At 67.9% G+C, this 24,058-nt stretch carries 30 protein-coding genes; 14 read left to right on the forward strand and 16 right to left on the reverse strand.

Annotated features, from left to right (window positions below; genetic code table 11):
• From ACFQXB_RS05220 to ACFQXB_RS05240, 5 genes are all read right to left on the reverse strand, one after another.
• Complete coding sequence (locus tag ACFQXB_RS05220) at positions 1-1,116, reverse strand: protein-glutamate methylesterase/protein-glutamine glutaminase (RefSeq protein ID WP_377400170.1); 1,116 nt, start codon at positions 1,114-1,116, stop codon at positions 1-3.
• Positions 1,113-1,925 (reverse strand): CheR family methyltransferase, encoded by an 813-nt coding sequence (locus ACFQXB_RS05225; protein ID WP_377400173.1) that lies wholly within the window; start codon positions 1,923-1,925, stop codon positions 1,113-1,115. Before ACFQXB_RS05225 ends, ACFQXB_RS05220 begins: the two co-directional genes overlap by 4 nt.
• On the reverse strand, positions 1,922-3,139 hold the full coding sequence (locus tag ACFQXB_RS05230) for a chemotaxis protein CheA (RefSeq protein ID WP_377400176.1): 1,218 nt from the start codon (positions 3,137-3,139) through the stop codon (positions 1,922-1,924). The genes ACFQXB_RS05225 and ACFQXB_RS05230 overlap by 4 nt, the downstream gene beginning before the upstream one ends.
• A 45-nt stretch (positions 3,140-3,184) precedes the next feature.
• On the reverse strand, positions 3,185-3,448 hold the full coding sequence (locus ACFQXB_RS05235) for a hypothetical protein (RefSeq protein ID WP_377400179.1): 264 nt from the start codon (positions 3,446-3,448) through the stop codon (positions 3,185-3,187).
• 175 nt (positions 3,449-3,623) lie between these two features.
• Complete coding sequence (locus tag ACFQXB_RS05240) at positions 3,624-4,256, reverse strand: response regulator transcription factor (RefSeq protein ID WP_377400182.1); 633 nt, start codon at positions 4,254-4,256, stop codon at positions 3,624-3,626.
• Between the two features lie 270 nt (positions 4,257-4,526).
• Here ACFQXB_RS05240 and ACFQXB_RS05245 point away from each other — a divergent pair, with 270 nt between their 5' ends.
• The 5 genes from ACFQXB_RS05245 (at position 4,527) to ACFQXB_RS05265 (ending at position 9,034) form a co-directional block, all read left to right on the forward strand.
• Positions 4,527-5,081 carry a molybdopterin-dependent oxidoreductase gene (locus ACFQXB_RS05245; RefSeq protein ID WP_377400185.1) on the forward strand — a complete coding sequence of 185 codons (555 nt, stop codon included), beginning with the start codon at positions 4,527-4,529 and terminating at the stop codon, positions 5,079-5,081.
• A 22-nt stretch (positions 5,082-5,103) separates the two neighbouring features.
• On the forward strand, positions 5,104-7,968 hold the full coding sequence (locus ACFQXB_RS05250; RefSeq protein ID WP_377400188.1) for a hybrid sensor histidine kinase/response regulator: 2,865 nt from the start codon (positions 5,104-5,106) through the stop codon (positions 7,966-7,968).
• Between the two features lie 63 nt (positions 7,969-8,031).
• Positions 8,032-8,406 carry a flagellar protein FliS gene (locus ACFQXB_RS05255; protein ID WP_377400191.1) on the forward strand — a complete coding sequence of 125 codons (375 nt, stop codon included), beginning with the start codon at positions 8,032-8,034 and terminating at the stop codon, positions 8,404-8,406.
• Positions 8,403-8,729 carry a hypothetical protein gene (locus ACFQXB_RS05260; RefSeq protein ID WP_377400194.1) on the forward strand — a complete coding sequence of 109 codons (327 nt, stop codon included), beginning with the start codon at positions 8,403-8,405 and terminating at the stop codon, positions 8,727-8,729. Before ACFQXB_RS05255 ends, ACFQXB_RS05260 begins: the two co-directional genes overlap by 4 nt.
• Entirely contained in the window at positions 8,726-9,034 is a 309-nt protein-coding gene (locus ACFQXB_RS05265) for a hypothetical protein (protein WP_377400197.1), read from the forward strand. Before ACFQXB_RS05260 ends, ACFQXB_RS05265 begins: the two co-directional genes overlap by 4 nt.
• Here the strand turns inward: ACFQXB_RS05265 and ACFQXB_RS05270 are convergent.
• Together ACFQXB_RS05270 and ACFQXB_RS05275 are read right to left on the reverse strand one after the other, a co-directional pair.
• Positions 8,987-9,193 (reverse strand): hypothetical protein, encoded by a 207-nt coding sequence (locus ACFQXB_RS05270; RefSeq protein WP_377400200.1) that lies wholly within the window; start codon positions 9,191-9,193, stop codon positions 8,987-8,989. The two genes, ACFQXB_RS05265 and ACFQXB_RS05270, sit on opposite strands and share 48 nt — an antisense overlap.
• A 51-nt stretch (positions 9,194-9,244) precedes the next feature.
• Positions 9,245-9,751 carry a flagellar basal body-associated FliL family protein gene (locus ACFQXB_RS05275; protein ID WP_377400203.1) on the reverse strand — a complete coding sequence of 169 codons (507 nt, stop codon included), beginning with the start codon at positions 9,749-9,751 and terminating at the stop codon, positions 9,245-9,247.
• 236 nt (positions 9,752-9,987) lie between these two features.
• On the opposite strand from ACFQXB_RS05275, the gene ACFQXB_RS05280 reads away from it, so the two are divergent.
• Together ACFQXB_RS05280 and ACFQXB_RS05285 are read left to right on the forward strand one after the other, a co-directional pair.
• Positions 9,988-10,383: a hypothetical protein gene (locus ACFQXB_RS05280; protein WP_377400206.1), complete on the forward strand. Its 396-nt coding sequence runs from the start codon at positions 9,988-9,990 to the stop codon at positions 10,381-10,383.
• Positions 10,380-11,078 carry a tetratricopeptide repeat protein gene (locus tag ACFQXB_RS05285; RefSeq protein ID WP_377400209.1) on the forward strand — a complete coding sequence of 233 codons (699 nt, stop codon included), beginning with the start codon at positions 10,380-10,382 and terminating at the stop codon, positions 11,076-11,078. The genes ACFQXB_RS05280 and ACFQXB_RS05285 overlap by 4 nt, the downstream gene beginning before the upstream one ends.
• Before the next feature lie 524 nt (positions 11,079-11,602).
• Here the strand turns inward: ACFQXB_RS05285 and ACFQXB_RS05290 are convergent.
• Genes ACFQXB_RS05290 through ACFQXB_RS05315 form a run of 6 tightly spaced genes read right to left on the reverse strand, consistent with a single transcriptional unit; the run spans position 11,603 to position 15,190 of the window.
• The gene (locus tag ACFQXB_RS05290) at positions 11,603-12,094 is read right to left on the reverse strand and encodes a hypothetical protein (RefSeq protein WP_377400212.1); all 492 of its coding nucleotides are present in this window, start codon (positions 12,092-12,094) and stop codon (positions 11,603-11,605) included.
• On the reverse strand, positions 12,094-12,336 hold the full coding sequence (locus tag ACFQXB_RS05295; protein ID WP_377400215.1) for a hypothetical protein: 243 nt from the start codon (positions 12,334-12,336) through the stop codon (positions 12,094-12,096). Before ACFQXB_RS05295 ends, ACFQXB_RS05290 begins: the two co-directional genes overlap by 1 nt.
• A gap of 8 nt (positions 12,337-12,344) precedes the next feature.
• The gene (locus ACFQXB_RS05300; protein ID WP_377400218.1) at positions 12,345-12,647 is read right to left on the reverse strand and encodes a flagellar biosynthesis anti-sigma factor FlgM; all 303 of its coding nucleotides are present in this window, start codon (positions 12,645-12,647) and stop codon (positions 12,345-12,347) included.
• A gap of 35 nt (positions 12,648-12,682) precedes the next feature.
• The gene (gene flgA / locus ACFQXB_RS05305) at positions 12,683-13,399 is read right to left on the reverse strand and encodes a flagellar basal body P-ring formation chaperone FlgA (RefSeq protein WP_377400221.1); all 717 of its coding nucleotides are present in this window, start codon (positions 13,397-13,399) and stop codon (positions 12,683-12,685) included.
• A complete protein-coding gene (locus tag ACFQXB_RS05310; RefSeq protein WP_377400223.1) occupies positions 13,396-14,601 on the reverse strand; it encodes a flagellar assembly protein T N-terminal domain-containing protein in 1,206 nt (401 codons plus the stop codon). Before ACFQXB_RS05310 ends, flgA begins: the two co-directional genes overlap by 4 nt.
• Positions 14,594-15,190, reverse strand: coding sequence for an LPP20 family lipoprotein (locus ACFQXB_RS05315; RefSeq protein ID WP_377400227.1), 597 nt, complete (start codon positions 15,188-15,190; stop codon positions 14,594-14,596). The genes ACFQXB_RS05310 and ACFQXB_RS05315 overlap by 8 nt, the downstream gene beginning before the upstream one ends.
• 244 nt (positions 15,191-15,434) lie before the next feature.
• Here ACFQXB_RS05315 and flhA point away from each other — a divergent pair, with 244 nt between their 5' ends.
• Genes flhA through ACFQXB_RS05335 form a run of 4 tightly spaced genes read left to right on the forward strand, consistent with a single transcriptional unit; the run spans position 15,435 to position 20,390 of the window.
• Complete coding sequence (gene flhA, locus ACFQXB_RS05320) at positions 15,435-17,555, forward strand: flagellar biosynthesis protein FlhA (RefSeq protein WP_377400229.1); 2,121 nt, start codon at positions 15,435-15,437, stop codon at positions 17,553-17,555.
• 8 nt (positions 17,556-17,563) lie between these two features.
• Complete coding sequence (locus ACFQXB_RS05325) at positions 17,564-18,823, forward strand: hypothetical protein (protein ID WP_377400232.1); 1,260 nt, start codon at positions 17,564-17,566, stop codon at positions 18,821-18,823.
• 29 nt (positions 18,824-18,852) lie between these two features.
• Positions 18,853-19,656: a P-loop NTPase gene (locus ACFQXB_RS05330; RefSeq protein ID WP_377400235.1), complete on the forward strand. Its 804-nt coding sequence runs from the start codon at positions 18,853-18,855 to the stop codon at positions 19,654-19,656.
• A 14-nt stretch (positions 19,657-19,670) separates the two neighbouring features.
• The gene (locus ACFQXB_RS05335) at positions 19,671-20,390 is read left to right on the forward strand and encodes a sigma-70 family RNA polymerase sigma factor (protein WP_377400238.1); all 720 of its coding nucleotides are present in this window, start codon (positions 19,671-19,673) and stop codon (positions 20,388-20,390) included.
• Positions 20,391-20,589: 199 nt separating this feature from the next.
• Here ACFQXB_RS05335 and ACFQXB_RS05340 read toward each other — a convergent pair whose 3' ends face one another.
• From ACFQXB_RS05340 to ACFQXB_RS05350, 3 genes are all read right to left on the reverse strand, one after another.
• Positions 20,590-21,375, reverse strand: a complete 786-nt coding sequence (locus ACFQXB_RS05340) for a flagellar hook basal-body protein (RefSeq protein ID WP_377400241.1) — start codon at positions 21,373-21,375, stop codon at positions 20,590-20,592.
• A gap of 62 nt (positions 21,376-21,437) precedes the next feature.
• Complete coding sequence (locus ACFQXB_RS05345) at positions 21,438-21,785, reverse strand: hypothetical protein (RefSeq protein WP_377400244.1); 348 nt, start codon at positions 21,783-21,785, stop codon at positions 21,438-21,440.
• Between the two features lie 4 nt (positions 21,786-21,789).
• Entirely contained in the window at positions 21,790-22,395 is a 606-nt protein-coding gene (locus ACFQXB_RS05350) for a hypothetical protein (RefSeq protein WP_377400247.1), read from the reverse strand.
• Between the two features lie 104 nt (positions 22,396-22,499).
• Between ACFQXB_RS05350 and flgB the strand changes: the two genes are divergently transcribed.
• Genes flgB through ACFQXB_RS05365 form a run of 3 tightly spaced genes read left to right on the forward strand, consistent with a single transcriptional unit; the run spans position 22,500 to position 24,047 of the window.
• Positions 22,500-22,889, forward strand: coding sequence for a flagellar basal body rod protein FlgB (gene flgB / locus ACFQXB_RS05355; protein WP_377400249.1), 390 nt, complete (start codon positions 22,500-22,502; stop codon positions 22,887-22,889).
• On the forward strand, positions 22,889-23,308 hold the full coding sequence (flgC, locus tag ACFQXB_RS05360; protein WP_377400252.1) for a flagellar basal body rod protein FlgC: 420 nt from the start codon (positions 22,889-22,891) through the stop codon (positions 23,306-23,308). The genes flgB and flgC overlap by 1 nt, the downstream gene beginning before the upstream one ends.
• A gap of 34 nt (positions 23,309-23,342) precedes the next feature.
• Positions 23,343-24,047 (forward strand): flagellar hook assembly protein FlgD, encoded by a 705-nt coding sequence (locus ACFQXB_RS05365; protein WP_377400255.1) that lies wholly within the window; start codon positions 23,343-23,345, stop codon positions 24,045-24,047.
• Positions 24,048-24,058 lie beyond the last annotated feature (11 nt).

The following is a 24,058-nucleotide window of genomic DNA, read 5'->3' on the forward strand; positions in this document are numbered from 1 at the left end:
TCAGATCTCCTGGTTCGGGGTATGGCGGGCAGGGCATGCGCCACCGGCGGGGGGGACCGAATCCAGCAGGGATCCGGGTATCTGGGCAAGGGCGACGGCGCGTTCGGAGGCACCGATCTGCTGGGCGGCGAACGGCATGCCGAAAACCACGCAGCTCGCCTCGTCCTGGGTGAAGGTGCGTCCGCCGCTGCGCCGGATCTCGAGCAGGCCCGCTGCGCCGTCGCGGCCCATGCCCGTCATCAGCACCGCCGAGGCACTGCCCTGCGTCGCCTCGGCGATCTGTCCAAAAAGGACATCGACCGAAGGGCGGGAAAACGACACCGGCGGCCCCTCGATCAGGCGGATGCGATAGCGGCCGCTGGCGTCGCGCCGCAGGCCCATGTGGCGTTCGCCGCCCGGGGCGACATAGGCCGTTCCGGGCACGAGAAGCTCTCCGTCGGCCGCTTCGCGGACCCGCAGCCGACAGAGCCCGTCAAGACGCTGCGCGAAGGAACGGGTATAGCCTGCCGGCATGTGTTGCGTGATGAGAAGTGGCGGGCTGTTGACCGGGAAGGCCGGCAGGATCTGCCCCAGCGCCTGAACCCCGCCGGTCGAGATGCCGATCCCGAGCACCCAGTCGGCGCGAAAGCCCTGCCTGCCGTCTGACGGCCGGTGCAGCACCCGGCCGGGCCCTGCTGCCCGCGCCCCGGCCGCGCCACGGACCAGATCGCAGATCTGGCCCATGATCGTGCCAAGGCCCGATCCCACGCCCATGGTCGGCTTGGGGATCACCGCCACGGCGCCGGCTTCCAGCGCGCGGATCGTGTCGCGCTCGCCCCGGCCGGTGCGCGAGGAAATCACCACCACCGGCATCGGGCGCCGCTTCATCATCTCGCGCAGGAAAGTCAGCCCGTCGAGCCGCGGCATCTCGAGGTCAAGCGTCAGCACATCGGGCCGCAGCCGTTCGATCATCTCGGGCAGGCCCGCCGCATGCGACGCCTCGCCTACGACGGTGATGCCGCATCCGCTTTCGAGGCCCATGGTCAGAACGCGACGGATCATGGCGCTGTCGTCCACGACCAGCACGCGCACCGGTCGCAGGCCGGATCCGTCGTGCAGGGCATCGACGGTCCTCATGTCGCCCTCTGGTAGATGGCGCTCATGTTGCGCAGGGGCACCCAGGGCGAGATGAATTCGCGCAGCGGCTCGGTCACGCTGGTGACAAGCCAGCCGTCGGGCAGCGTGACATCCGCCATCGCGTTCACGATCATGGATTGGTCGGCCTTGCTGAAGTAATACAACACGTTACGGCAGAAGGTCACATGGAAGGGCTTTCGGAACGGATAGGGAACAGCCTTCAGGTTCATGCGCCGGAAGGTGCAGCAGCGGCGGATTTCAGGAATGACCTCGTAGCTGTTGCCGGCGCCGCGGCGGAAATAATCGCCCAGCGTGCGCAACGGCATGTGTTGCAGATGCTCGTTCTGGTATTGCGCGGCCTCGGCCAGGCGGATCATCGACGCGCTGAGGTCTGTGCCCAGGATCGAGACGCGGCTGAGCGCGCGCAGCCCCAGCGTCTCGGCCAGGATCATCGCGATGGTGAAGGCTTCGTCCCCTGACGAGGCCGCCGCGCTCCAGATCCGGATCTCGCCCTGGGCCGGCAGTTGCGGCACGATGATCTGGCGGAAATGCTCAAGCACCTGCGGTTCGCGGAAGAAATAGGTGTGGTTGGTCGATGCGGCATCCATCACCGCCAGTTCAAGCGCCTGCAGCTGCCCGCCCCGCAGCCCGCGCGCGAGCTGTTCCAGCGTCTCGAATTCGAATTCGCGCAGCACCGGGACCAGCCGCTGACGCAGGATCTCGTGCTTGTGCTCGGGATAGTGGATGCCGCAACTGTGGCTGAGCCAGCCGCAGATATCCTCGCATCCCCGGATCTCGGAGCGCGTCATCGGCCTGCCCCCTGCCACAGACGCTCGGCGTCAAGGACAAGGGCGATTTCGCCGCTGCCCAGAAGCGCGCAGCCCCAGCTGGCGCGCACCTGCGCAAGCGGCCCGGTCAGCGGCTTCATCACCACCTGCTGACGGTCCAGAACCTCGTCCACCGGCACCGCGACCGGGCCCTTGGAGGTGGTGAACACCATCAGGATCGGCACCGGTCCGGGTTCTGCCACCCTGCAAGCCGTTTCCGGATGGGCATAGAACAGATCCAGCCGACACAGCGGCACGAAGGCATCGCGGATCCGCACCATCTCGATCCCGTCGCCGGCCGATGGGGCGATCAGCATGCCCGGGCGGGGTTGCAGGATCTCGGCCACGACATCGATCGGCGTGGCAAACAGCCGGCGCCCCTGACGCATGATGATGCAATCGAGAAAGGCCAGCGACACGGGAATGAACAGCCCGACCTCGGTGCCCGCCCCGGCGGTGCTGTCCACCGCGATGCGCCCGCGCAGATCGCGCATCGTCGTGTTGAGCACATCCATGCCCACCCCGCGCCCCGAAAGGTTCGAGACGGTTTCGGCCGTCGAAAAGCCGGGCTCCAGGATGACGCGCCACAGGGCACCGTCTTCCGGCTCCTCGTCCGCGCCGAAGAAGCCACGGTCCCGGGCGCGGGCAAGGATCTTGTCGCGCCGCAATCCACGTCCGTCATCGGCGACGGTGATCCGCACCTCGCTTCCGATCTGCTGGGCCGAAAGGCGGATGATGCCGGTTTCCGGCTTGCCCGCGGCGCGGCGTTCATCGGGCGGTTCCAGCCCGTGATCGGCAGCATTGCGCAGCACATGCAGCAGCGGATCGTAAAGCCGGTCGGCCACGACCTTGTCGATCGGGGTATCCTCGCCGCTCAGCAGCAGCTCGATCTTCTTCCCGGTCTGGCGCTCGAGCTCGCGCACCATGCGGCGCAGGCGGCGAAACACCTCGTCCAGCGGCACGAGCCGCAGTTCGACCGCGGCGTCCTGAACCTCGCGCAGGATCATGCCCAGACGATGCGCGCGGGTCTGGAAACCGTCGTCGTCCAGCGCGGCTGCCGTGCCGGCCAGAACCTGGGCCATGCACAGCGACAGTTCCCCGACCAGATCCATCAGCCGGGCGATCTTTTCGGACGAGACGCGCAGAAGCGCATCCCCTCCGCCTGCCTGGGACGGGGTTTCGGCCGCGGTCACCATCAGGTCACCTGGCCGTTGCGGGCAACCGGTCGCAGCGTCGCGATATCAGGCAGCCGCGGTTTCTTCATCTTCGCTCTCGAAGCTGTAGATGCAGACCCCGTCGAACCCGGTCGACTTGAACATGAATGTCTTCTTGAGTTCGTTGAGAAAGTTGCCGTGCTTCTTCTCGAACAGCTTCAGCCCGGCGGATGATCCGAAAAAGACGTTGATGCTGACATCTCCGGCCTTGCTGATCAGGACATTCAGGCTGTGGATCGTCGCCCCGTCGATGGCCGAGGATAACACATCGATCATGTAGGGAGCGGCCACCTGGGCTTCTGAAAGTGTCGCGAATTTTAGGTAATAGGTTTTCGAGAGCATGCGGCACCAGAACTTTGAGACGGCTTCTGACCATAGAAAGCCGGCAGGAAGAAAAGAACACGAGCGGAAGTCGGGTCGGGTGGCCCATTGGGATGGGTCTTGCGCAAAGGGCCGGGTCGGGCTGTCAGCCCATGCCCAGATCGCGTGCGATGACAACGGCATGCGTGCGGTTGTTGGCGCCCAGCTTCTTGCAGATCGACTTGACATGCATCTTGATCGTCACCTCGCTCAGGCCAAGGATGAGGGCGATCTCCTTGTTCTGCTTCCCCTCGCAGAGGTGCCCCAGAACGATCTTTTCCTTGGCGGACAGGGCGGTGGTCGATCCGGCGTTTTCCGGGAGGTCCTCGCGCAGATAGGACATCGGCAGATAGATCTCGCCCGACTGGATGAAGCGGATCACATTGGCCAGGGTTCGCGCGGGCATCGTCTTGGGCACGAACCCGGCCGCACCTTCGGCCATCGCCTCGTCCACGATGCGCCGGGTGGCGGTTCCCGACAGGATGGCAACCGGGCCGGGCGCATTTGCGGTGATGACACGGCGCAGCCCTTCCATGCCGTTCATGCCCGGCATGTGGTAGTCCAGAAGCACCATGTCATAGGGGCCGTGCGTCGTGATCTGTCCCAGCGCATCCTCCAGATCACGCGCGGTCTGGACCGTCATGTCCGGCTGCCCCGCAAGATACAGCGACATGACGTCAAGCACCATTTCATGATCATCCGCCAGCAGGATGGACATCGGCAAGGGCTGTGCGGTCATGACTAAACTCCTGATTGCGGCGGCCATCCGGACGATGCAGGCCCGTGTCCGGCCGGAAGCGACCGACGGCGGCGACGTCTCTTAATTGAGCGCCGACATCCGTTATAAGAGGGGCATCCGGTCTGGAAAGGGTGTAGAACCGCAGCGATCCGCAAGCGTCCGGATCATATCCCTATGCGCGGCAATCCATACTTTTGCGCGCGCCTCAGGGTCCAGCCTTTCGTATAGATTGCCTCTCGTTCGAGGCGACACACCAACGGGGAACCACAGATGATTGCATCCCACCTGACAGCCGGCAGCCTTCGCCCGATTCTTGCGGCACCGGTTGCGGCACTGCTGTTTCTTGTTCAGGCGCCGGCCTTCCCGCTTCTGGCGGCCGAGACGCTGCCCTCGCCCGAGAGCGCGCCGGTGCTGGTGATCGACGGAGCCATCGCGAACACGACCGATGGCGATCTCGCGCTGTTCGACATGGCGGCGCTGCGCGCGCTTCCGGCCGAATCCTTCACCACGGGAACCCTCTGGACCGAAGGCACCAGCACCTTTACCGGCGTGCCCCTGCGGGCGCTTCTTGACCATGTCGGCGCCGAAGGCGGCACCGTGGTGGCCCGGGCGCTGAATGAGTATTCGGTCGAGATTCCGGTGGATGAAATCGGCGAAACCTACCCGGTTGTGGCCTATCTGATCGACGGCGAGGAATTTCCCGTTCGCCGCAAGGGGCCGCTCTGGATCGTCTATCCCTATGATGCGGATCCCGCCCATCGCAGCGACGCGAGCTATGCGCGCAGTGTCTGGCAGCTGCACCGGCTGACCGTGCAGGACGACTGAACTCAGGCAAGGGGGCGCGCACGTGCCGCGATGGGTGCTGGATGAAACCGCCGCGCGCTGGGGACGGCGATCGTGGCACGGGCTGATCGGCTATGCCGCGCTCGGGTTCTTCGTGGTCAGCGGCTTTGCAATATTGCTGCTGACCTTCAACAAGATCGACGAACAGCTTGAGCGGGCACGCGAAGCGCAGTCGGACAACTCCACCTGGGTGATCTCGCAGCTGCAGGTCGATTATCTGAACCTTCTGGTTGCCGCCAAGACGGCTAATGCCACCGTTGCGGCCGCGCCCGCTGCGGTGGGGCCGGCTCTGGCCGACGTCCGCCAAGCCTATGACATCATGTTCAGCCGGGTCAATCTGCTGCAGACCAGCCGCGTCGGCGATTTTCTGGATACCGATCCGCGCAACGCGGCGCGGGTAGAGGCCCTGCAGAACCTCGTGGAAGGGTGGATGCCGGCGATCGACGGCCCCGACGAGGCGCTGCTCGAGCGCCTGCCGGCGATCGAGGCCGAGCTCGAGGCCGAGGCCGCGAATGTCCGCGAGACGGCGGTGCGCCTGCTGCAGGCGATCCTCGAACGCGCCGAAGCGCAGCGGGTGGCGGTGCGCGACCAGCTTGGCAGCTTTGCGGTCAGTGCGACGATCCTGTTTCTGCTGCTGTCCTTTGTCGCGGTCTATCTTGTCCGTCTTTACCGGGCGCTGAACCAGCGCGCGGGCCTGACCGAGCGCATCGCCGCCAACCTGCGCGCCACGATCGACGCGGCGCTTGATGGTGTGGTGGTCATCGACGACACGGCCCGGGTGCTGGAGTTCAACGGCGTGGCCGAGCGCATCTTCGGCTACAGCCGCGCCGAGGCGCTGGGGTCCGATCTGGTCCGGGCGCTGGTTTCCGAGGAGGAATACCGGACCCTGCGCGAAGAGCTCAAGACCTACCTTCGCGAAGGGCAGTCGCGGCTGGTGGATGGGGCGCGGATGGTCATCACCGCGCGTCGGCGCAACGGCGAGAGCTTCACCGCCGAAGTTGCCCTGACGCGGGCCGCGGGCCTTGGCGGGCAGCCGATCTTCATCACCTTCGTGCGCGACATCGAGGAGCAGGTGCGTTACGAGGCGTCGCTGCGCGAGGCGCGCAATGCCGCCCTGAAGGGCGAACAGGCCAAGTCGCGCTTCCTTGCCGTGATGAGCCACGAGATGCGGACGCCCCTGAACGGGCTGATCGCCTCGCTCGAGCTTCTGGAATCGTCTCTCGACGCGGGCGAACACCAGCGCCGGCTGCTGGACGTGGCGCGCAACTGCTCGCAGATCGCGCTCGAGCAGGTCAACAACGTGCTCGAACTGACACGGCTCGAGGCCACCGACAGCCGTCCGCCGCTCAGCTCCGTCTTTGCTCCGGCCCAGGTCCTCGACGAGATCGTGGAACAGAACCGGGCCGTGGCCCGATCGCGCGGGAACCGGATCCTGACCGATTTTCCACCCGGCATGCCCCTGCATGTCCTGGGTCTGCGCCAGCAGTTCCAGCGCGTCGCCTACAACCTGATCGGCAATGCGGTGAAGTTCACCGAAAACGGCAAGGTGGGGGTCTCGCTGAAGGTGATCGACGAAACGGACCATGATGTCGGCCTGCTTCTGGAGGTCTTCGACACCGGCATCGGCATCGCCCCTGAAAATCTGGACCGCATCTTCAACAATTTCGAAACGCTGGATGCGACCTATGCACGGGCGGCGGCCGGAACCGGGCTGGGGCTCGGGATCGCGCGAATGGCCTCGGATGCAATGGGCGGAACGATCACGGTCGAAAGCCGGCTTGGGCTGGGCAGCAAGTTCACGCTGGCGGTGCGCTTTCCCCGCGCGGATCCCCCACAAGAGGCGCCCGCCACCGCCAATGCCACCGCGCCCGCCGCGATTCAGGCTGCGCCTGAGCCGGTCCGCCCGCCGCCGCCCGCCGCCGCGGTCACCGGCCTCAGCATCCTCGTTGCCGAGGACAACGAGATCAACCGTTTCGTGCTGCGCGAACTGCTGCTGGCCCGCAACCACCGGATCACCGAGGTTCCCGACGGTCTGGCCGCGGCCGAACGCGCGCATGCCGAACGGTTCGATCTGATCCTGATGGATATCAGCATGCCGGTGATGGATGGCATCGCCGCGACCGAGCGCATCCTGCAGGGGGGTGCTTCGCAGGACACGCCGATCATCGGGGTCACGGCCCATGCCTCTCCGGATGAGCTGAGGCGCTTTCTGGCCAATGGCATGAGCGATGTGGTCATCAAGCCCATCTCGGGCGCGGCGATCGACGGCGCGATCGAACGGGTCATGACCGGTCGGACCGGCACCCCGCCAGGCGAGGGAACCACCGCCCGATCCGGCACCGGAACCGCCACGGCCGGGAACCGCAAGGCCGCGGCCGCAGCGGCACGCAAGCGGCGCAGGCCCGCCGGGGCGCGCAGCAATCCGCGGCCGGATTCTGATGCCGACAACGCGGCGGAAGCCGCGGCCCGCGTGGTTCTTGCCCTCGCCGCAGACCGGCCCCTTCTGGATGCCGACGTCGCCGAGGAGGCCTGTTCCCTGCTCGGGGCGGAACGATGGGCCGGCTTCGTGCTGCGCTTCAGCGAGGAAGCAGCGGCCGAATTGCCGCGCCTCCTTGCGCTGTGCGAGGCGGCGGCGCATGCCGATCTGGCCTCGCGGGCGCATCGTCTTGCCGGATCGGCGGCCATGATCGGCGCGGCCCGGCTGCAAAGCTGCCTTGGCGCGGTCGAGCGTGCAGCCCGCGACGGCGCCAGCGCCGACCTTCCCGGGCTTCTCGCTGCGACGCAGACGGTTCTTTCCGCCACCACCGACGCGTTGCACCATCAGGGAGACGCCTTGCGCCGAAACGCCGATCCGCCGGGGCCGGGCTAAACAGTTCCGGCGCCACGCCGTTACCTGTGGAAAGGGGGCCAGCCCCGGGACCGGAGAGCAGACATGAGCCATATCAACGCCCGCAGCCTTTACCGACGCTCCGAACTTGCCGGGGCAAGCGAACTGTCTGACCCGCATGAGATCATCGGCGTGACGCTGCGCGAGCTGGAAAAGTCGCTGCGCGTTCTTGCGGCGGCGCGCAGCGCGGGCGGGGTTCTGCCCGAACGCCATCTGACGCGCGCCTTCACGGCGATCTACATCCTGCAAAGCTCGCTCGATTTCGAACGTGGCGGCGATATCGCAGCGCAGCTGTTCCGGGTCTATGAATACTGCCGCCTGCAGGTGACACGGCTGTTTCGCCGCGAACCCGAGGCAGAGCTTGCCGTCACCGTGGACACGATCGCCGCGATCCGCGACGCCTGGGATCAGATCGCATGACGCCCGACAGCGTTGCGGCGCTTTTCGCCGCCCTGGCCGCAGCGTCACGCGGGGCTTTTCGCGCCGAGGACGCCGAGGCGCTGGCCCTGACGGAATCACGCCGCCGCGCCCTGATCGCCGAGCTTGCCGGCATCGCGCCCGGGCCGCAACGCGACGCGCTGCGTCCGGTGGTGGCGGAAGCAGCGGCGGAACTGGCCCGGGATCAGGCGCAGGCGGATGACCTGCGGAACGGATTGTTGCGCCAGCGGCGCAGTGGCGGTCGGGCACGTCGCGCCTATCTGGGGGCCGATGCTGCGACCAGGGGGCCGCAGGTGGCGCCATGACCACGCCCCCGCGTGCCCCCGATCCACCCCGAGAGCCGGAGCCGCAGGGCCCGACGGCACGCCGTGCGCCCTGTGCCCGCTGCCAGTTCATCCGCGGCTTTCTGGTGGCCGCGGCGCTGCTGCTTCTGGTAATGCTCCTGCGGCCCGGCTTGTTCGCACCGCTCGAGGGGCTGCGTCCGGCGCATGTCGCCGGGGCGATGATGATCGCGGGCTGCGCCGGCTTCGCCTGGCGCTGGTGGCACTGGCGCCGTTCGCTCTCAGCGGAGCTTGCGCAGCGGTCGGATGCCCGGGACGATCCGCGCTAGGGCGCGGCCACCCTCCAGGTAACTGCCCAGGGGCAACTGCTGGCGCCGAAGCGGCGCCCCCGCGCTGTCGCAGTGGGTGATGATGATGTAGGGCTGGCGCCCCGCGTCGCTTTCGCGCCCCGAGGCGGCAAGGGCGGGTCCGGTCTTGGGCAGGTGCATGTCATTCTCCTGACGCTGATATCCTGCCAAAGCAGGATCCGTGCCATGTGGTCAGGTCGCGACAAAGCCGGTCAGGATCACCGCGTGAATCTGCTGGTCAAGCCCGCGCCGGGCAAGCTCTTCGTTGAGGGCGGTGCGGATGATCTGGGGCAGCGTGCCGCGCAGGGCCTGAAGATCCTGCTCCGGCTGCGCCGAAAGATGGTCCTGCACGGCGCTGACGCTGAAGGGGCGCAGTTCCGCCTCGCTGTCACGCAAGACCTGTTCCAGAAGCCCCGCCTCGTGTGATGGCAGGCGCAGCTCCATCGCGATCTCGATCCGCAGGAAGGAACCCGCCGCCCGCGTGACGGTGATCGCTTCGGGCCAGGCGACATAGACAGCCGGGTGCTGGGCGGGCAGCACCGGTGCGTCAGGCAGATCGACCGCCGGCGCGGGGCGCAGGGCCGCAAGGCGTTCGGCCGGATCGGGAAGGGCGAGGTGAAGCCCGGCAAATCCCATCGTGACGCCCAGAAGGGCTCCGGTAAAGGCGAGGCTGTTCTGGGTGGCGCTTGCGACGACCATGGCATTCCCCATCCTGGCGATATCGGCAGAATACCGGCCCGGGCACGGCAGGTCGATCCGCGGGCGCCGGCGCATCGGGATGGGTGGCGTTGCAAAGGGATGGGCCATCTCGCGCGGGGCGCGGCGATATGGGAACAGATTTCCGGTCGGCCGGGCTAAAACATCTCTTTCCGGTGCCGATACCGTTAGCGGGGCCAGAGGCAAGAGGCGGTTCAGCATGTCGGAGGAAGTGACGCATGGCCAGAGGTGACGCGCGCGCGCTCGTGCCTGTTCGGAGCGGCCCGCCTCCGGCACCGGTGACGCATGACACCACCCCGCCGGGTGCCGAGGTCGAGCTGGTTCAGGGACAGGTCCATCTTGATGACCGCGCCGCCGTGCAGAAATACCTGCCCGACATTCTGGGACGGGCGCTGGCACGGATCTGGATCGACCCGCAGTTCCTTGCCGATTTCGCCGCCGATCCCAAGCTGACCCTGCGACGCCACGGCGTTCATCTGCCGGACTCGATCTCGATCGAATATACCAAGACGGTGGCCGACCGCCCCAAGATCATCGTCTACGAACAGCATCCCGGCAGCCGGTTCCGGGTGCGGGTTCTGTATCTGCAACTTGTCATGCTGGCGGGAAAATGAGCGGCCTGCATGCCTTGCGGCGGGTGCTGCTGCCGGTCGCGCTGTTGTCGACAGCCGGGGCCGCCGGCGCGGGGCCGGGAGGAGCGCTTGCGCCCGGGGCCGGGGGCCTCGGCACCGACCCGTTCATCCACGCCGCAGCGGCGTTCGAGGCGCGCGATTATCCTGCCGCGCTTGCGGGCTTTGAACAGGTTGCACGGGCAGGGGATGCGGAAGCGCAATATCTGCTGGCCTTGATGCATTGGGCCGGCAAGGGCGTGCCGCGCAACTTCCGGCAGGCGCTTTACTGGGCCCGGCACGCGCAGGTCTCGGGCTATCCGGAGGCCGAAGCGCTGGTGCGCAGGCTGATGCCGGTTGTCCCGCCCGATGTTCAGGCCGAGCTGGGCCTGGCGCTTGCTGCGGATATCGGGGGGCGGGCCAGGGCGGGCGAACGTGCGGCGATCATGCCCTACGGGCGGGTGCTGGCCGAGGTTCTTGTCGAGCCTGATCTTGAGGCTGCCTATGTCTGGTTCTCGATCGCCCATGCGCTTGATCTCCCGGGCAGTGCCACGGCGCTTGCACGCATCGGCGCGCAGCTGGCGCCCGATACGCTTCTGGCGGCTCAGGACCAGGCGGTGCAGATCTACGCAGCCGCACCCTTCCGGAACCCCGCGGAGCCCCTGGCGCCGGCCGGGGACGGGTTCATGACCGACGACTAGGCGCCGCCAGAGGTGGATGGACGTGATGTCTATGAAGCCAGAAAGCTTTCGGCGGTGTTGACGTAACGGGTCGCGACCCGGCGCGCGTTCCCGAGCGTGTCGAAACCGCGCGCCACCAGCTTGCGCAACGACTGGAGTGAATGATCCCCCCGACCCGTATCTTGTGTGATCTGCGCGCCGGAATCGGGGCGAGCACATCCGGCGCCTCCGTCCTGTTCCGAATGCTGTCAGCGTCAAAGCCCCTTTTGGCAACACGGCCTTGGCCAAGGCGCGCTATTGCCGCTCGTGTGGGGAAGGCGGCCTTCGCATGATCCTGTTGCTGGCCTGCGGTGCCCCTGGCGTTCTGGCGCGCGTTGCGCAGGAGAGATCCGGTGTCGCGGGGCCTCCGGCGGCCCTCGTCAGGGGCCGCAACAGCGCCCGGTGCAGGCGCCCGAGGATCATCGGGCAACTTGTGCGGGTGTCGGGCGCTGCGGAAGGCCGCTGGGGACGCCGCTGCGATCAGGCGCCCTTCGGGCCGGACCCGGTCAGTTCGGCTGTGCCACGCCACCGTCGATCCGGCGCGGGCGGTGCCCCAGGGTGATGATCTCGATCTCGCTGCGCATCAGGCCGGTTTCACGGGCGATGGCCGCGGCGTCGAGGCCGCTGCGCGCCAGTTCGATCGCGCGGCCAAGCGCACGCTCGTCGTCCTGACCGCTCAGATGGGTCTGGATTGTCTCGATCTCGCGGCACAGGGCGTGAAGTGCGGCTTCCTGGGCAGCGGTCCCGCTGGCCGCACGCGCCTGAAGCGCATCGATCCGCAGCCGCAGCGCAAGGATTTCCGCGCCCTGCTGTTCGCTGTCGCGCCGCAGCCCGTCCACGGTTCCCGAAAGGCGGGCAAGCTGATCCGACTGCAGGCGCAATGCCGAGGCCAGATGGCGCGCGGCCAGCCACAGGCCGATCGCAAACAGCGCAAGCGCGCCCAGCGGCACTGCCTGCGACACAAGCGCGGCAAGGATCTGGGACGAAAGGACAGTCATCAAGGCATTTCTCCGGCGCGGCTGCGAACGTGCTGCTCCAGCTCTTGCAAGTCCCGCGCCAGGTCCTCGATCCGCCCCGGATCCAGATGCGGCGAGGCAAGCGCCGCCGGCAGATCCTCGGCGATCCGGTCCAGCAAGGCGGTGGCAAGCGCCTGCAACGCATCGGGCGCGTCAAGGGCGGCGCGTGCCTCGGCGACATGGGCCGCAATTCCGGCAAGCGGGTCGTGGGCGCCGTCGGTCATGCCCGGCCTCACGAGGTCATGTCGAGAAAGCTTTCCATCAACCGCTCGGTGATGCGGTCAAGGTCGAGCGGGTAGTTGCCCGCCGCGATCGCCTCGCGGATGCGCGATACCGCCTCGAGATCGACGGGCGGGTCGCGCGGGATCTGCGCGAGGCTCTGGCGCGGAGCGAAGGGGCTCATTTCCACGGTATCCGTGGCGGTAACCGCAGCCGGCCCTGCCGGCGGCAGCGTTTGCTCTGGCACCCGCAGGACATCTTCCTGGGCGCGGGGGGTCCGGATCGTCTGAACCCCAGACAGTAGCGGATCAACCATGACAATTCTCCTTCGCAGCCGACAACGACAGGGATTCAGTTCATGTTAGGGTGCGCGCGGACTTTTTTATCGGCGATGACGATGGCGCGGATTTCGCGGTTGCTTTGGGTATTCAGAACGCGGATCACATCGCCGCGCTGTCCGCGCATCAGCGCAGTGCCGGCACTCTGGGCAACGAACGGGCCGGCCCGGCTTTCGATCACCACCGGATGGCCCTGTTCGACCAGCCACACACGTTCCAGATGCCGTGCCAGAAGCGGCGCACCCGCGTTCAGCGACACGGCCAGCCGCCGTCCTGCGACGGCGGCGGGATCGGTGAAATCCACGGTGCTGCCGGGGGCGAGGGGGGCAAGCTCCAGGTCCTCGGGGGCAAGCACCGCGCCCTGACGCAGCCCGTGGCGCAGGCGCAGCCCCTGCGGGCCCATGGTGCCGGGCGCGGTATCGGGGGCGGTCGCGGGTGGCACAGGCGCAAGAGCCGGAACGGTGCGCAATGCCACATCCCAAGCGCGGGGGCTGGTGCAGCGCACCTGCACCGTGTCCCAGCCGTAAAGGGCAGTGACTTCGGGCGGGTGATCGCAGGGAAAGAAGCGCCGCGAGGCGGCAAGGGTGACGCTGCGTGCCTGGCCCTGGGCGGCAAGCGCCTGCTGGACATGGGCCGCCATTTCCGCGCCGGTGATGGCGGCTGCGCCGCTCGTGGCAAAGACCAGCAGAGCCGCCGTTACAAGCGACACTCGCCACTGTGCGCCGGTCATCGCGCCGCTGCCATGAACTGGATCGTTCGCCCGGCAAGGCTGTTCAGCGGACGGTTGCGATCAATCGGACGCAGTTCGGCGGATGCGTCGCCCAGCTGCACGATCTCGAGGATGTTCCAGGGCGTATCCTCGCCGCGGGTGAAGGCCAGGCTTTGCGGTGTCAGCCCGTGGCGGCGGCCCAGCGGCACGGTCAGCCGGCCGCCGGCCAGCGTCAGTTGCGCCGTCATCGGTTGGCAGAGCAGCTGATCCACCAGGGCAACAAGCTGTCGGTCCACGCCCTGCGCAAGTTCGGCCGCCATCTGCAGCCGTGTCTGACCTGCCAGAACGCTGGCCGACCGCAGGGGCAGATGCGGCGGAAGCCGCGTTTCACTGCGCAGCACCTGTTGCGCCGCCAGGGTTGTCCCGCCGGCGCGCAGTTGCAGATCGGTGTCGAGGACCACACGCGCCCCGGAAAGGCTGTTTCCTCCGGCAGCAAGCGTCAGCGTGAAGACCGGCACGAAGGCCAGATCGCCGGGCGCGGGGGCGGTGCTGCCGCGGGTCAGGGCGGTGTAGTCGAATCCCGGCGCGGTGCGTCCGGCGTCCGGCAAGGGCGTGCCCGTGGCGCGGCGCAGGCTGACCGCCGGGTGGCGATCAAGGGCTGCCAGAAGCTGATCCGTCACGGCGCCGGCCACCTCGATCCCCCAGGCGGGAACCTGCGGATCCATGCGCAGCTGCGGCTGATAGGCGGTGATCTGAAGATGACGGCGCGCGCTGCAGCCGGCCTGTGGCGGCGGGCCGATCAGCGCGCGCACCGTGACCTGCCAGAACGGCCCGCTCTGGCCCTCGGCCATAATGCCATAGTCAAGAACTTGCGCCGCCGGGCGCACAAGCGTGGTGTCGCTGGTGATTACCGACTGATTGGTGATGGTATGGCCGCGCACTTCGGCGCCGCCCTGCAGGGCCGCTGCAAGCAAGGCATCTTCAAGCGCACGGCGCCGCGCGGCATCCATCCCGGCGCCGCCCTCGATCACGGCGCGGCCTGTCGCCTCGACCAGCCGGGCTTCGGCCTGCGCCAGGGTCGGCAGAAGGCTGGGGACGGTGCCAAGCACCAGCCACAGAAGCACCAGAAAGACCTGTCGGCGCGCCTTGCACCACGGCAGGCCGCCCCTTGCGGGCAGGGGCAGACGGGCCGCCCGCGCGGCCGGAACCAGGGCCTCAGGCATGACCGCGCGCCAGATTGATCAGATAGCCGATCGTGTCCTGATCAAGCTCCAGCAGCACCTCATAGCTGTCGGCGCCCTTCGGGGTGATGCGCACCGTGCGCGCGCCCCGGATCGAGCCGGAAACGGCGGCTGTCAGCCGGTCGTCACGGACCATGGCCTGTTGCAGCGTCAGATAGCCGTCGATCCGAAGCCCGTGGATCTGCTCGGTCAGGTCGCGCATCGCCTCCATCCGTGCGGCCTTGATCGCCATCAGCCGCTTCTGGTTCAGCCCCTGCCCGGGCTGCGAGGAAACCACTGCAAAGCCGAGCCCGGTGATGGCCCCCGGTGAGGCCTGCACCAGCGTCATCCCTTCGGCACCGGGCATCGGCGGAAGGCTTGCAATGGTCTGCGGGCGGCTGGGGGCGGTCTGGGCATCCAGCATGTCGTTCATGTCCTTGACCTCGGCCAGCGTCCGGGTGCGCGGGCTGTGATCGGCCGGCAGGAAATCGGTGGCCTGCTGCGGGGCGGGCGGGCTGGCGGAACAGGCCGCCACAAGCGGCAGCGCCAGGAACAGCGACAGGGGGGTCAGGGAAAATCGGGGCACGGGCATGGTTCCTCATCTGGCGGGGCTGCGGCGGGCGCGGCGGGGATTGCCCGCGATGTGCAGGTTCCGTGCCAGCCGTGCCCGCGCCTCTCTCGTCCGCAGTTGGTACGGCAGTTGCATTCCCGTCCCTGAACGCCAATCGCAGCCAGGAGCCGCGGCAGATGAACAGGGCCCCAAGCCTTCAGGAACAGCACAACACCCCTTGTCCGGGTGCGGCGTCGCGTCGGCTTTCCGACGCCGGGCGGCTGTCATGGAACTGACGGGCGGGCGCGGCACGCTGGGCTTGCTGCGGCAGACAGCGGGCGGGATCGTCCTGCCGCTGGGCATTCTGGTCATCGTGGCGATGATGGTTCTGCCGCTGCCGGTGTTCCTGCTCGACAGTTTCTTCGTGCTCAACATCCTGTTGTCGCTGCTGGTGCTGATGGTGGCGATGCACAGTTACCGGCCGCTTGATTTCTCCAGCTTTCCGACGCTGCTGCTGATCGCAACGGTCCTGCGGCTGGCGCTGAACGTCGCCTCGACCCGCGTCGTGCTGAGCGAGGGCCACACCGGCCCGGACGCGGCCGGCAAGGTCATCCAGGCCTTCGGCGAATTCGTGATCGCAGGCAACTTTGCCGTCGGGATCTTTGTCTTTGCGATCCTGGTCATCATCAACCTCGTGGTGATCACCAAGGGCGCGGGCCGGGTGTCCGAGGTTTCGGCGCGCTTCACGCTGGACGCCATGCCCGGCAAGCAGATGGCGATCGACGCCGATCTGAACGCCGGCATCCTGACGCCCGAGGAAGCGACGCGCCGCCGCGCCGAAGTGGCCAGCGAGGCCGACTTCTATGGCGCGATGGACGGTGCCTCGAAATTCGTCAAGGGCGATGCGGTCGCCGGCATCCTGATCCTTGCGGTCAACATCATCGGCGGGCTGATCATCGGCGTGGCGCAGCACCGGATGTCGATGCTGGCCGCCGCCGAAACCTATGTGCTCCTGTCGATCGGGGACGGGCTGGTGGCGCAGATCCCGTCGCTGCTGCTGTCCATTGCCACCGCAATCATCGTGACGCGGGTATCCTCGACGCATGACATGGCCGAACATATCGCGCGGCAGGTGAATCTCTCGCGCGCCTGGTTGCCGGTGGCGGGGGTGATGATGATCCTCGGCTTCGTGCCGGGCATGCCGAATGCGCTGTTTCTGGGCAGCGCCGCCCTGGCCGGTTTCGCCGCATGGGCCGCGCGCGGGCGCGAGGGCGCCGATCCCGGCCCGGCCGAGGGCCCCGCGGCCGCGGGCGAAACAGGTCCGGACGGCGCGCAAGAGGCGATCACCGCCGAGGATGTCACCGATTATTCCGCCATTTCGGTCCAGCTTGGCTATGGGCTGATCGATCTGGTGGATACCGAGGCGGGCGGGCCGCTGGTCAAGCGCATCACCGGCATCCGGCGCGACGTGTCGCGCAGCCTCGGCTTCGTGATCCCCGCCGTCCGGATCCGCGACGATCTGGCGCTGGGGGCGCGGCAATACCGCATCCGTATCGGCCAGACCATTCAGGGCGAGGACGAGATCCACCCTGACCGCAAGCTGGCCATCCCGGGGGCGGGATCGGCACTGCGGCTGAAGGGGATCGAGGTCAAGGACCCCAGCTTTGGCCTGGACGCGATCTGGATCCTGCCGCACCAGCAGGCCGAAGCCGAGGCCGACGATCATGTGGTGGTCGAGCCGGATTCGGTCATTGCCACCCATCTCAGCCAGATCCTTTACAAGAACGCGGCCGAGCTGCTGGGCCAGGACGATGTTCAGGCGCTTCTCGACAATCTTGGCCGCGTGAGCCCCAGCCTCGTGCAATCGGTGGTGCCCAAGCTGGTGCCGCTGCATGTGCTGACGGCGGTGCTGCGCGCCCTTCTGGCCGAACGCATCCCGATCAGCGATCTGCGCCGGATCCTGGAAGGGATGTCGGCGATGTCGGGCCGGAACCTCGGCATCACCGACATGGCCGAGGCGCTGCGCCCGGGGCTTGTGCCGCTGCTGATCCAGCAGGTCGTGCCCTTGAACCAGCCGTTGCCGGTGGTGACGCTGGCCCCCGATCTGGAACAGCTGATCCTGCGCATGGCCCGGCAGGGCGGCGAGGGCGGGCTGATGCTGGACGCTTCGCTGGCCGAGATGCTGGTGCAGGGGCTCAATGGTGCGACCGAACGTCTGGCCGCCGAGGGCCGTCAGGCGCTGGTCGTGGTGGCGCCGCAGATCCGCCGCGTCTTTGCCGATTTCCTGCGCGTCCATCTGCCGGATGCGATCGTGCTGGCGGTGACCGAACTGCCCGAGGCGCGCCGCGTCGAGATCATCGCCACCCTGGGCGGGGCCGAGGCCCTTGCACAGCCCGAAATGTCATGAGGTAAGACATGCCATCGCTGACCGTCCTTGCCCCGGATTCCGCGCTCGCCATGGAAATGGTGATGAAGGAACTTGGCCCCGACGCCTTCATCCTGTCCACCACCCAGCGCGATGGCCAGATCGAGATCTGCGCCACGAACGATCCGATCCCGCAGACATCGCGCCCGGTCTCGGCCGCCCGGCGGAACTTTGGCGCGCTGCTGGCCGCCCATGCCGAACGCGCGGAACCGGTGCTGTCGCCGCTCGCTGGCCGGCAGCCGTTGCCGCCCCGCAGCACCCCCGGAGCCGGGGCGGAACCCGCCGCGCCAATGGCCGCCCTTTCGGCCGCGCGCGAGGCCGCGCGCATCGCCGCGGCGCCCCCGCGCCCCCCCGAAAGCACCGGACCCGAACGCGCCGCATCCGCACCCGCCGGCGCCCCTCCGACCGAGGCGGGGCTTCAGGCGCTTGAGGGAACCCTGCGCGGCCTGATCGAAAGCATGCAGGTCGGGGTGATGGCCGGGGCGGGCGCGGCGGTGGATACCTCGAGCCATCCGGTCGCGCTGCTGCTGGGGCGGGCAGGATTTTCCCCGCGCCTGATCGCCGAGCTGCGCATCACATTCGAGGCCGCCCCCGACGCCGCCACCGGCCGCACCGCCTTTGTCGAGGCCGTGGCAGCCCGTCTCGCCCCGCCCGAGGTGCAGGACCTGACCCGCGCAAGGGTGATCCTTGTCGCCGGCCCCTCGGGCAGCGGCAAGTCGATGCTGGCGGCCCGGCTGGCGGCCCATCTCGCAACCAGCGGCATCACCCCGCGCCTGGTCGAGATTGCACCGGCCGCGCTGGGGGCGGGCGAGCGGTTGCGGATCTGGGCGCGGATGCTGGGCCTGCCGGTGCGGCGCTGGGATATTGCCCATCCGCCGGCCGTCGCCGGTATCGGCGAAGGTCCGGCGATCGTCGATCTGCCATCCAACCCCGAACTTGCCCGACGGCTGGTCGAACGGCTTCTGGCGGTGATGCCGCCCGGCGCGCTTCAGCTGCTGATCGCGCTTCCGGGCGGGGCGAGCCGGCATCTCGTGACCACCACTTGCACGGCCTATGCCGGGCTTGATCCGACACTGGTCCTGACCCGGCTGGATGAATGCGACATCACCGCCAATGAACTCTCGGCCATCGCCGAACTTCAGGTCCCGCTGGGCTGGATGGCCGCGGGCGAGGGGCTGGCGCAGGCGCTTGTGCCCATCACCCGCGCCGTTCTCGTTCAGCACATCGCCCAATGGCTGCCGGCAGCATGACCGCGCCGCACGGAAGGACAGGAAACACCATGATCGAGTCGATCACCATCGCAAGCGGCAAGGGCGGCGTCGGCAAGACCTGCGTCGCGGTGAACCTTGCGCTGACGCTTGCGCGGCAGGGGCGGCGGGTGGCGCTGCTGGATGCGGATTTCGGGCTGGCCAATGCCCATATCCTGATGGGCTGCGACACCAGCCTGTCGATGCGCGAGGTCCTGAGCGGCGCCTGCAGCATCGAAGAGGCGATGGTCGCGACACGTGGCGGCGTGCGGCTGATCGCGGGCGGGGCCGGCGCGACCGAGATGCGCAATCTCGATGCGCTGGCGCAGGCTCAGGCGATCCGGGCCATGGACGGCCTTTCGGGGCAGATTGACCTGCTGATCGTCGATGCGCCGGCCGGCGCCGGCGACGGCACGCTGGGGTTCATGGCCGCCTCTGACCGCGTGCTGGTGGTGATCGTGGGCGAACCGACCAGCTTCATGGACGGCTATGCGCTGATCAAGGCGGCCGCGCAGGAACGCGGGCTGCGGCGCTTCTCGATCCTTGTCAACATGGCGCGCAACGGCGCCGAGGCGCAGGCGCAGTTCGACCGCTTTCGCGCCATCGTCGCGCGGTTTCTGGACGTGGAACTCAGCTTTGCCGGGCATCTGCCTTTTTCGGCGCAGTTGCGGCGGTCGGTCATCGCCCGCACGCCGGTGGTGCAAAGCCACCCCGCAGGCCCCGAGGCCCTGGCCCTGTCGCGGGCCGGTCAGGCGCTGTTGCGGGGGCCGGCCAACGATCTGTCCGGGCTGCGGTTCTTTCAGGACGCCCGGCTGCGTCACCCGGTCGGAACCTGAGGCGAGGGCGCGCGATGAGACCCGGACACTATCCCGAAGGCCGGCTTGATCCCGAAGCGCTGGTCACCCGGCATATGGAACTGGTGCGCCGCGTGGCGTGGCATATCCATGGGCGCGTAGGCCATGCCGCCGAAATCGACGACCTGCTGCAGGCAGGTTACATCGGACTGGTCGATGCCAGTCACCGCTATGTGCGCAGGGACGGGGTGAGTTTTGCCAGCTATGCCGCGATCCGCATTCGCGGCGCGATCATCGATCACCTGCGCCGCAATTCGAACCTCTGCCGCACCACCATCGCGATGCACCAGCGCGCAGTTGCGGCCCAGCGGCGGCTGGAGCAGCGGTTGCAGCGCATCCCCACCAATGTCGAGATCGCCGCCGAGCTGGAGCTTGACCCCGAGGAGTACAGCCGCTGGGCGCAGGCCTTCGAAGCCAACAGCACCCAGTCCCTTGATGCGGTCTATTCCGACCAGTCACCGGCCTTCGAGGCCGCGGGCGGCACCCCGGAGGACGCGCTCGGCCGCAGCGAGACCGCCGCCGCCCTGCGCGCAGCCCTTGCCACCTTGCCCGAGCGCGAGGCGATGGTCCTGCAGCTTTACTATGTCGAGGAACTGAATGTCTACGAGATCGCGGCGGTCCTTGGCGTGACCACCGGACGGGTGTCTCAGATCAAGAAGGCGGCAGTGGATAGGCTGCGGGATGCGCTGCAAGGCGCCTTGGGCGAGCTGTTCTGAACCCCCGGTCCTGGCTCGGGATGCGCTGGGGGCGCGTTGGGCGGGTGCAATGGTTCGCGGCCTTTGCTGGGCATGAACCGCGTTGCAGGTGGCCTTGACCCTGGACGACCGGGCCAGCATCTCGGTTGCTGCACGCCGCACTGGCGTCGCGCTCAATCTGCTGAATCGTGCGCAGGCGCGGGCTTCCGGGCGGCGAGTTTCAGCGGTCGATCAGGCGCTTGTCCATTTCCGCCACGGTCTGAAGCAGCCGCGCGCTGCTTCCGAAGGCCTGCTGTGCCCGGATCAGCGAGGTGAGTTCGCTGGTCATGTCGACATTCGCAGCCTCGGTTGCGCCGGCGACGAGATAGCCGAAGCCTTCATCGCCCGGTGCCCCGATCCTGGGGCCGGCCGCGCCGGGGGTTTCGCCATAAAGGGTGCCGCCCAGGCGCCGAAGCTGGCTTTCATCCTCGAACCGCGCAAGGCCGATCTGGCCGAGGCGGGCGACCGTGTTGATCCCGTAGCGGCCCATGATGGTGCCGTCGGCGCCGATTTCCAGCGCGGACAGCCGGCCGCCTTCACCGGCGGCATCACGCAGTTCGGGCGGAATCACGATGGGTTGCAGCGCGGCCGAGAGAACGGCAAGCCCGTCCATCCCGGTCAGGGTTCCGTCCGGCGCCAGCCGAAGGGCACCGTTGCGGGTATAGACCGGCGTCTCCTGTCCCGGCGGCGGCGCAAGCACCAGCATGCCATTGCCGATGATCGCCAGATCAGTCTCGACGGCCGAGGTGACGATCCCGCCTTGCGTATGGCTGCGGCGCGGTTCTGCGACCAGCGCGCCACGGCCGCGATAGGGCGGCTGGCTTTCGGCCGCGGGATGGGAATAGACATCCTCGAACCGGGCCATCTGGCGCTTGTAGCCGGTGGTGCGCGCATTGGCGATATTGTCGGACAGGACGGCGATTTCCTGGGTCGCCGCAGCGAGTCCGGTGCGGACGATGGAGAACATGGCGGGCCTCATGCGTAACGGGTTGGGCTGACAGGGCAAGAACCGTGCCGGGTGACGGGCAGCTACATGCGAAACCTGGCCTTGCGGCAGTCGTGGCTGCGCAGCGTGCTGCCGCTGAGGATGGCGATGCGGCCATCGCCGCGGTGGACCGAGAGGCTCATGCCCGCGCCTGCGACGTCCAGATGGGTATCGCTGAGCGCGCGCAGCGTCAGGATATGCTCCGCGCCACCTTCGGGGACGAACCGTGCCTCGGCGCCCTGACGCAGCCGGGGCAAGACCAGCGTGAAGCCTGGCTGACCCGCAGCGCCGGGACAATCATAGCTTTCCCGATCGACCCGTGTCAGCAGCGGGCAAGAGGCCGCAAGCGCAGGCAGCGCCAGCAGCAGGACCAAGGGCAGGAACGCGGGCACCGGCTCAGGCTTTCAGCTTGGGCGCGCGCTTGGCACGCGGCTTGGGGGTCTTCGCGGGCGGTTCGGCGGGCGGCGGGGCTTCGGGGGGCGCGTCTTCGACAAGCACCGCCGCACCGGCACCGATCAGCCATTCCGCGCTTTCGGCCTGTACCTCGATCACGGCACCTTCAGGAAAACGCACGCCGTTCACCTCGCCGGCGCGGGTCAGCCGCACACGCTTCCAGTTCGCGCGGACATCGGGTTCCTCGGAATCGACCGGGCGAAAGGCGGGTTCCGCCCGCGCTGCGGGTTCGGGGGCAGAAGCCTGCGCCGGGGCAGGGGCCGGATCGGGTTCGGCAAGCTCGGCGGCCGGATCGAAGCTGTCCGTGGCAATCGCGGTGATCCGGCGCCGAAGCACCGCGATCCGGGCCAGCAGCAGGGCCGTGCGATGGCCTTCATTCGTTTCGGCCTTCAGCAGCGTCGCGATGGCACGCGCCGCCTCGCCCGGGGCAAGGCCCGCAAAGCGTTCAAGCACGCCGTCGCGATAGGCGGTGATTTCGGGGGGAAGCCGGTCGTCCAGGGGCGCGGCGCTCGGGGTGCCCTGGGGTGCGGCGGCGGTCTCGTCCTGCATTTTCTCTCCAATCCGTGGTCCCGCCGGGGGACTTGGCACCGGACTTGCAAAAACCGATCCAGCCACGGCGCCTTGCGCAACTTTTTTCCGGGATGGAGGATCGTATGAAAGCCTTTGCCACGACGCTTGGGGTGCATGCCCAGGCCCTGCAGTTGCGGGCCAGGCGCAACGACATCCTTGCCTCGAACATCGCCAATGCGGCAACGCCCAATTTCAAGGCCCGCGACATCGACTTCGCCGCCGAACTGCGGCGGGTGGCGGGCGGCCCGGGGCCGATGACCACCACCAGCACCAACCATTTCAGCACGCGGGGCAGCATCAATCCGCGCGGGCTGGCCTATCGCGATCCGGTGACGCCCGCGCTGGACGGCAACACCGTGGACATGGGGGTAGAGCAGATGCAGTTCTCCGAGAACGTCCTGCGGTATCAAACCAGCCTCGGATTTCTCAACCGCCGGATCTCCGGCCTCATGTCAGCCATAAAGGGGGAATGATGACCGCGATCCAGTCGGTTTTCGATGTGGCCTCGCGCGCGTTGTCGGCGCAGCAGGTGCGGCTGAATGCCGTTGCATCGAACCTTGCCAACGCTCGCAGCGCCGCCGGCACCCCCGAGGAAGCCTATCGCGCGATCCGCCCGGTGTTCGAGACGGAGTATGCCCGCCAGATGGGCGCCGGACGCGGCCTGTCCACGGTCAATGTGGCCGATGTGGTCGCGCTGGACCGCGAACCCGAACGGGTGCTGATGCCCGACCATCCCGATGCCGATCCGGATGGCTATGTCTACCGCGCCGCGGTGGATGTGGACGAAGAGCTGGTGGAGATGGTCGAAAGCAGCCGCCAGTATCAGAACATCCTCGAGGTGGTCTCGACCCTGCGCACGCTGATGTCGCGCACCGTCAGCATGGGCCAGTAGGCCCCACCCAGAACCGCCAGATCCGGAGAGCCAGATGTCCTCGATTGACGCAAATGCCACCGCCGCACAGCAGGCCCTTTTCGACCGGCTGGGCCTCAGCCGGGCCCAGTCCAGCGGTGGATCGGGCCGCGACAGCCTTGGGCAGGAGGATTTCCTGAAGCTGATGACCGTCCAGTTGCAGAACCAGGATCCCTTCGCCCCGATGGAGAACGGCGAGTTCATCGGCCAGATGGCGCAGTTTTCCACCGTGTCGGGCATCACCCAGCTGAACCAGACGCTCAGCAGCATCTCGGACGAGATGAAGCAGTTCCGCATCGCCACGGCCGCGAACTTCCTTGGCCAGTCGGTTCTGGTGCCGGGCAACATCACCCGCGCCGATGACATGGGCGAAATCCACGGCGCGGTGGACCTGCCGCAGACCGTGTCGAACCTGCGGGTGATCTATTCCGACGCCACCAACGGGCAGGTGTTGCATTACGACGATCTTGGCCCGCAGCAGGCCGGGATGATGGGCTTTTCCTGGGTGAACGTGCCGCCGGCCGTGGCGATGACCCGGATGCCGGTGCAGGTGGATATTGCCGCGCTGACCGGAACCGGGATCGAGACGCTGAGCCCGCAGGTCTTTGCGCGCGTTCTGTCCGCCTCGCGCGGGGGGGGCACGGGCGGCGAACAGGAAATGACCCTGACCGTAGAAGATTTCGGCCCGGTGCGCACGGGCAGCGTGACCACGATCCGCTGAAGCGGCGCGGC

It is taken from the genome of Halodurantibacterium daqingense (genome assembly GCF_042666235.1).
GTDB lineage: Bacteria > Pseudomonadota > Alphaproteobacteria > Rhodobacterales > Rhodobacteraceae > Halodurantibacterium > Halodurantibacterium daqingensis.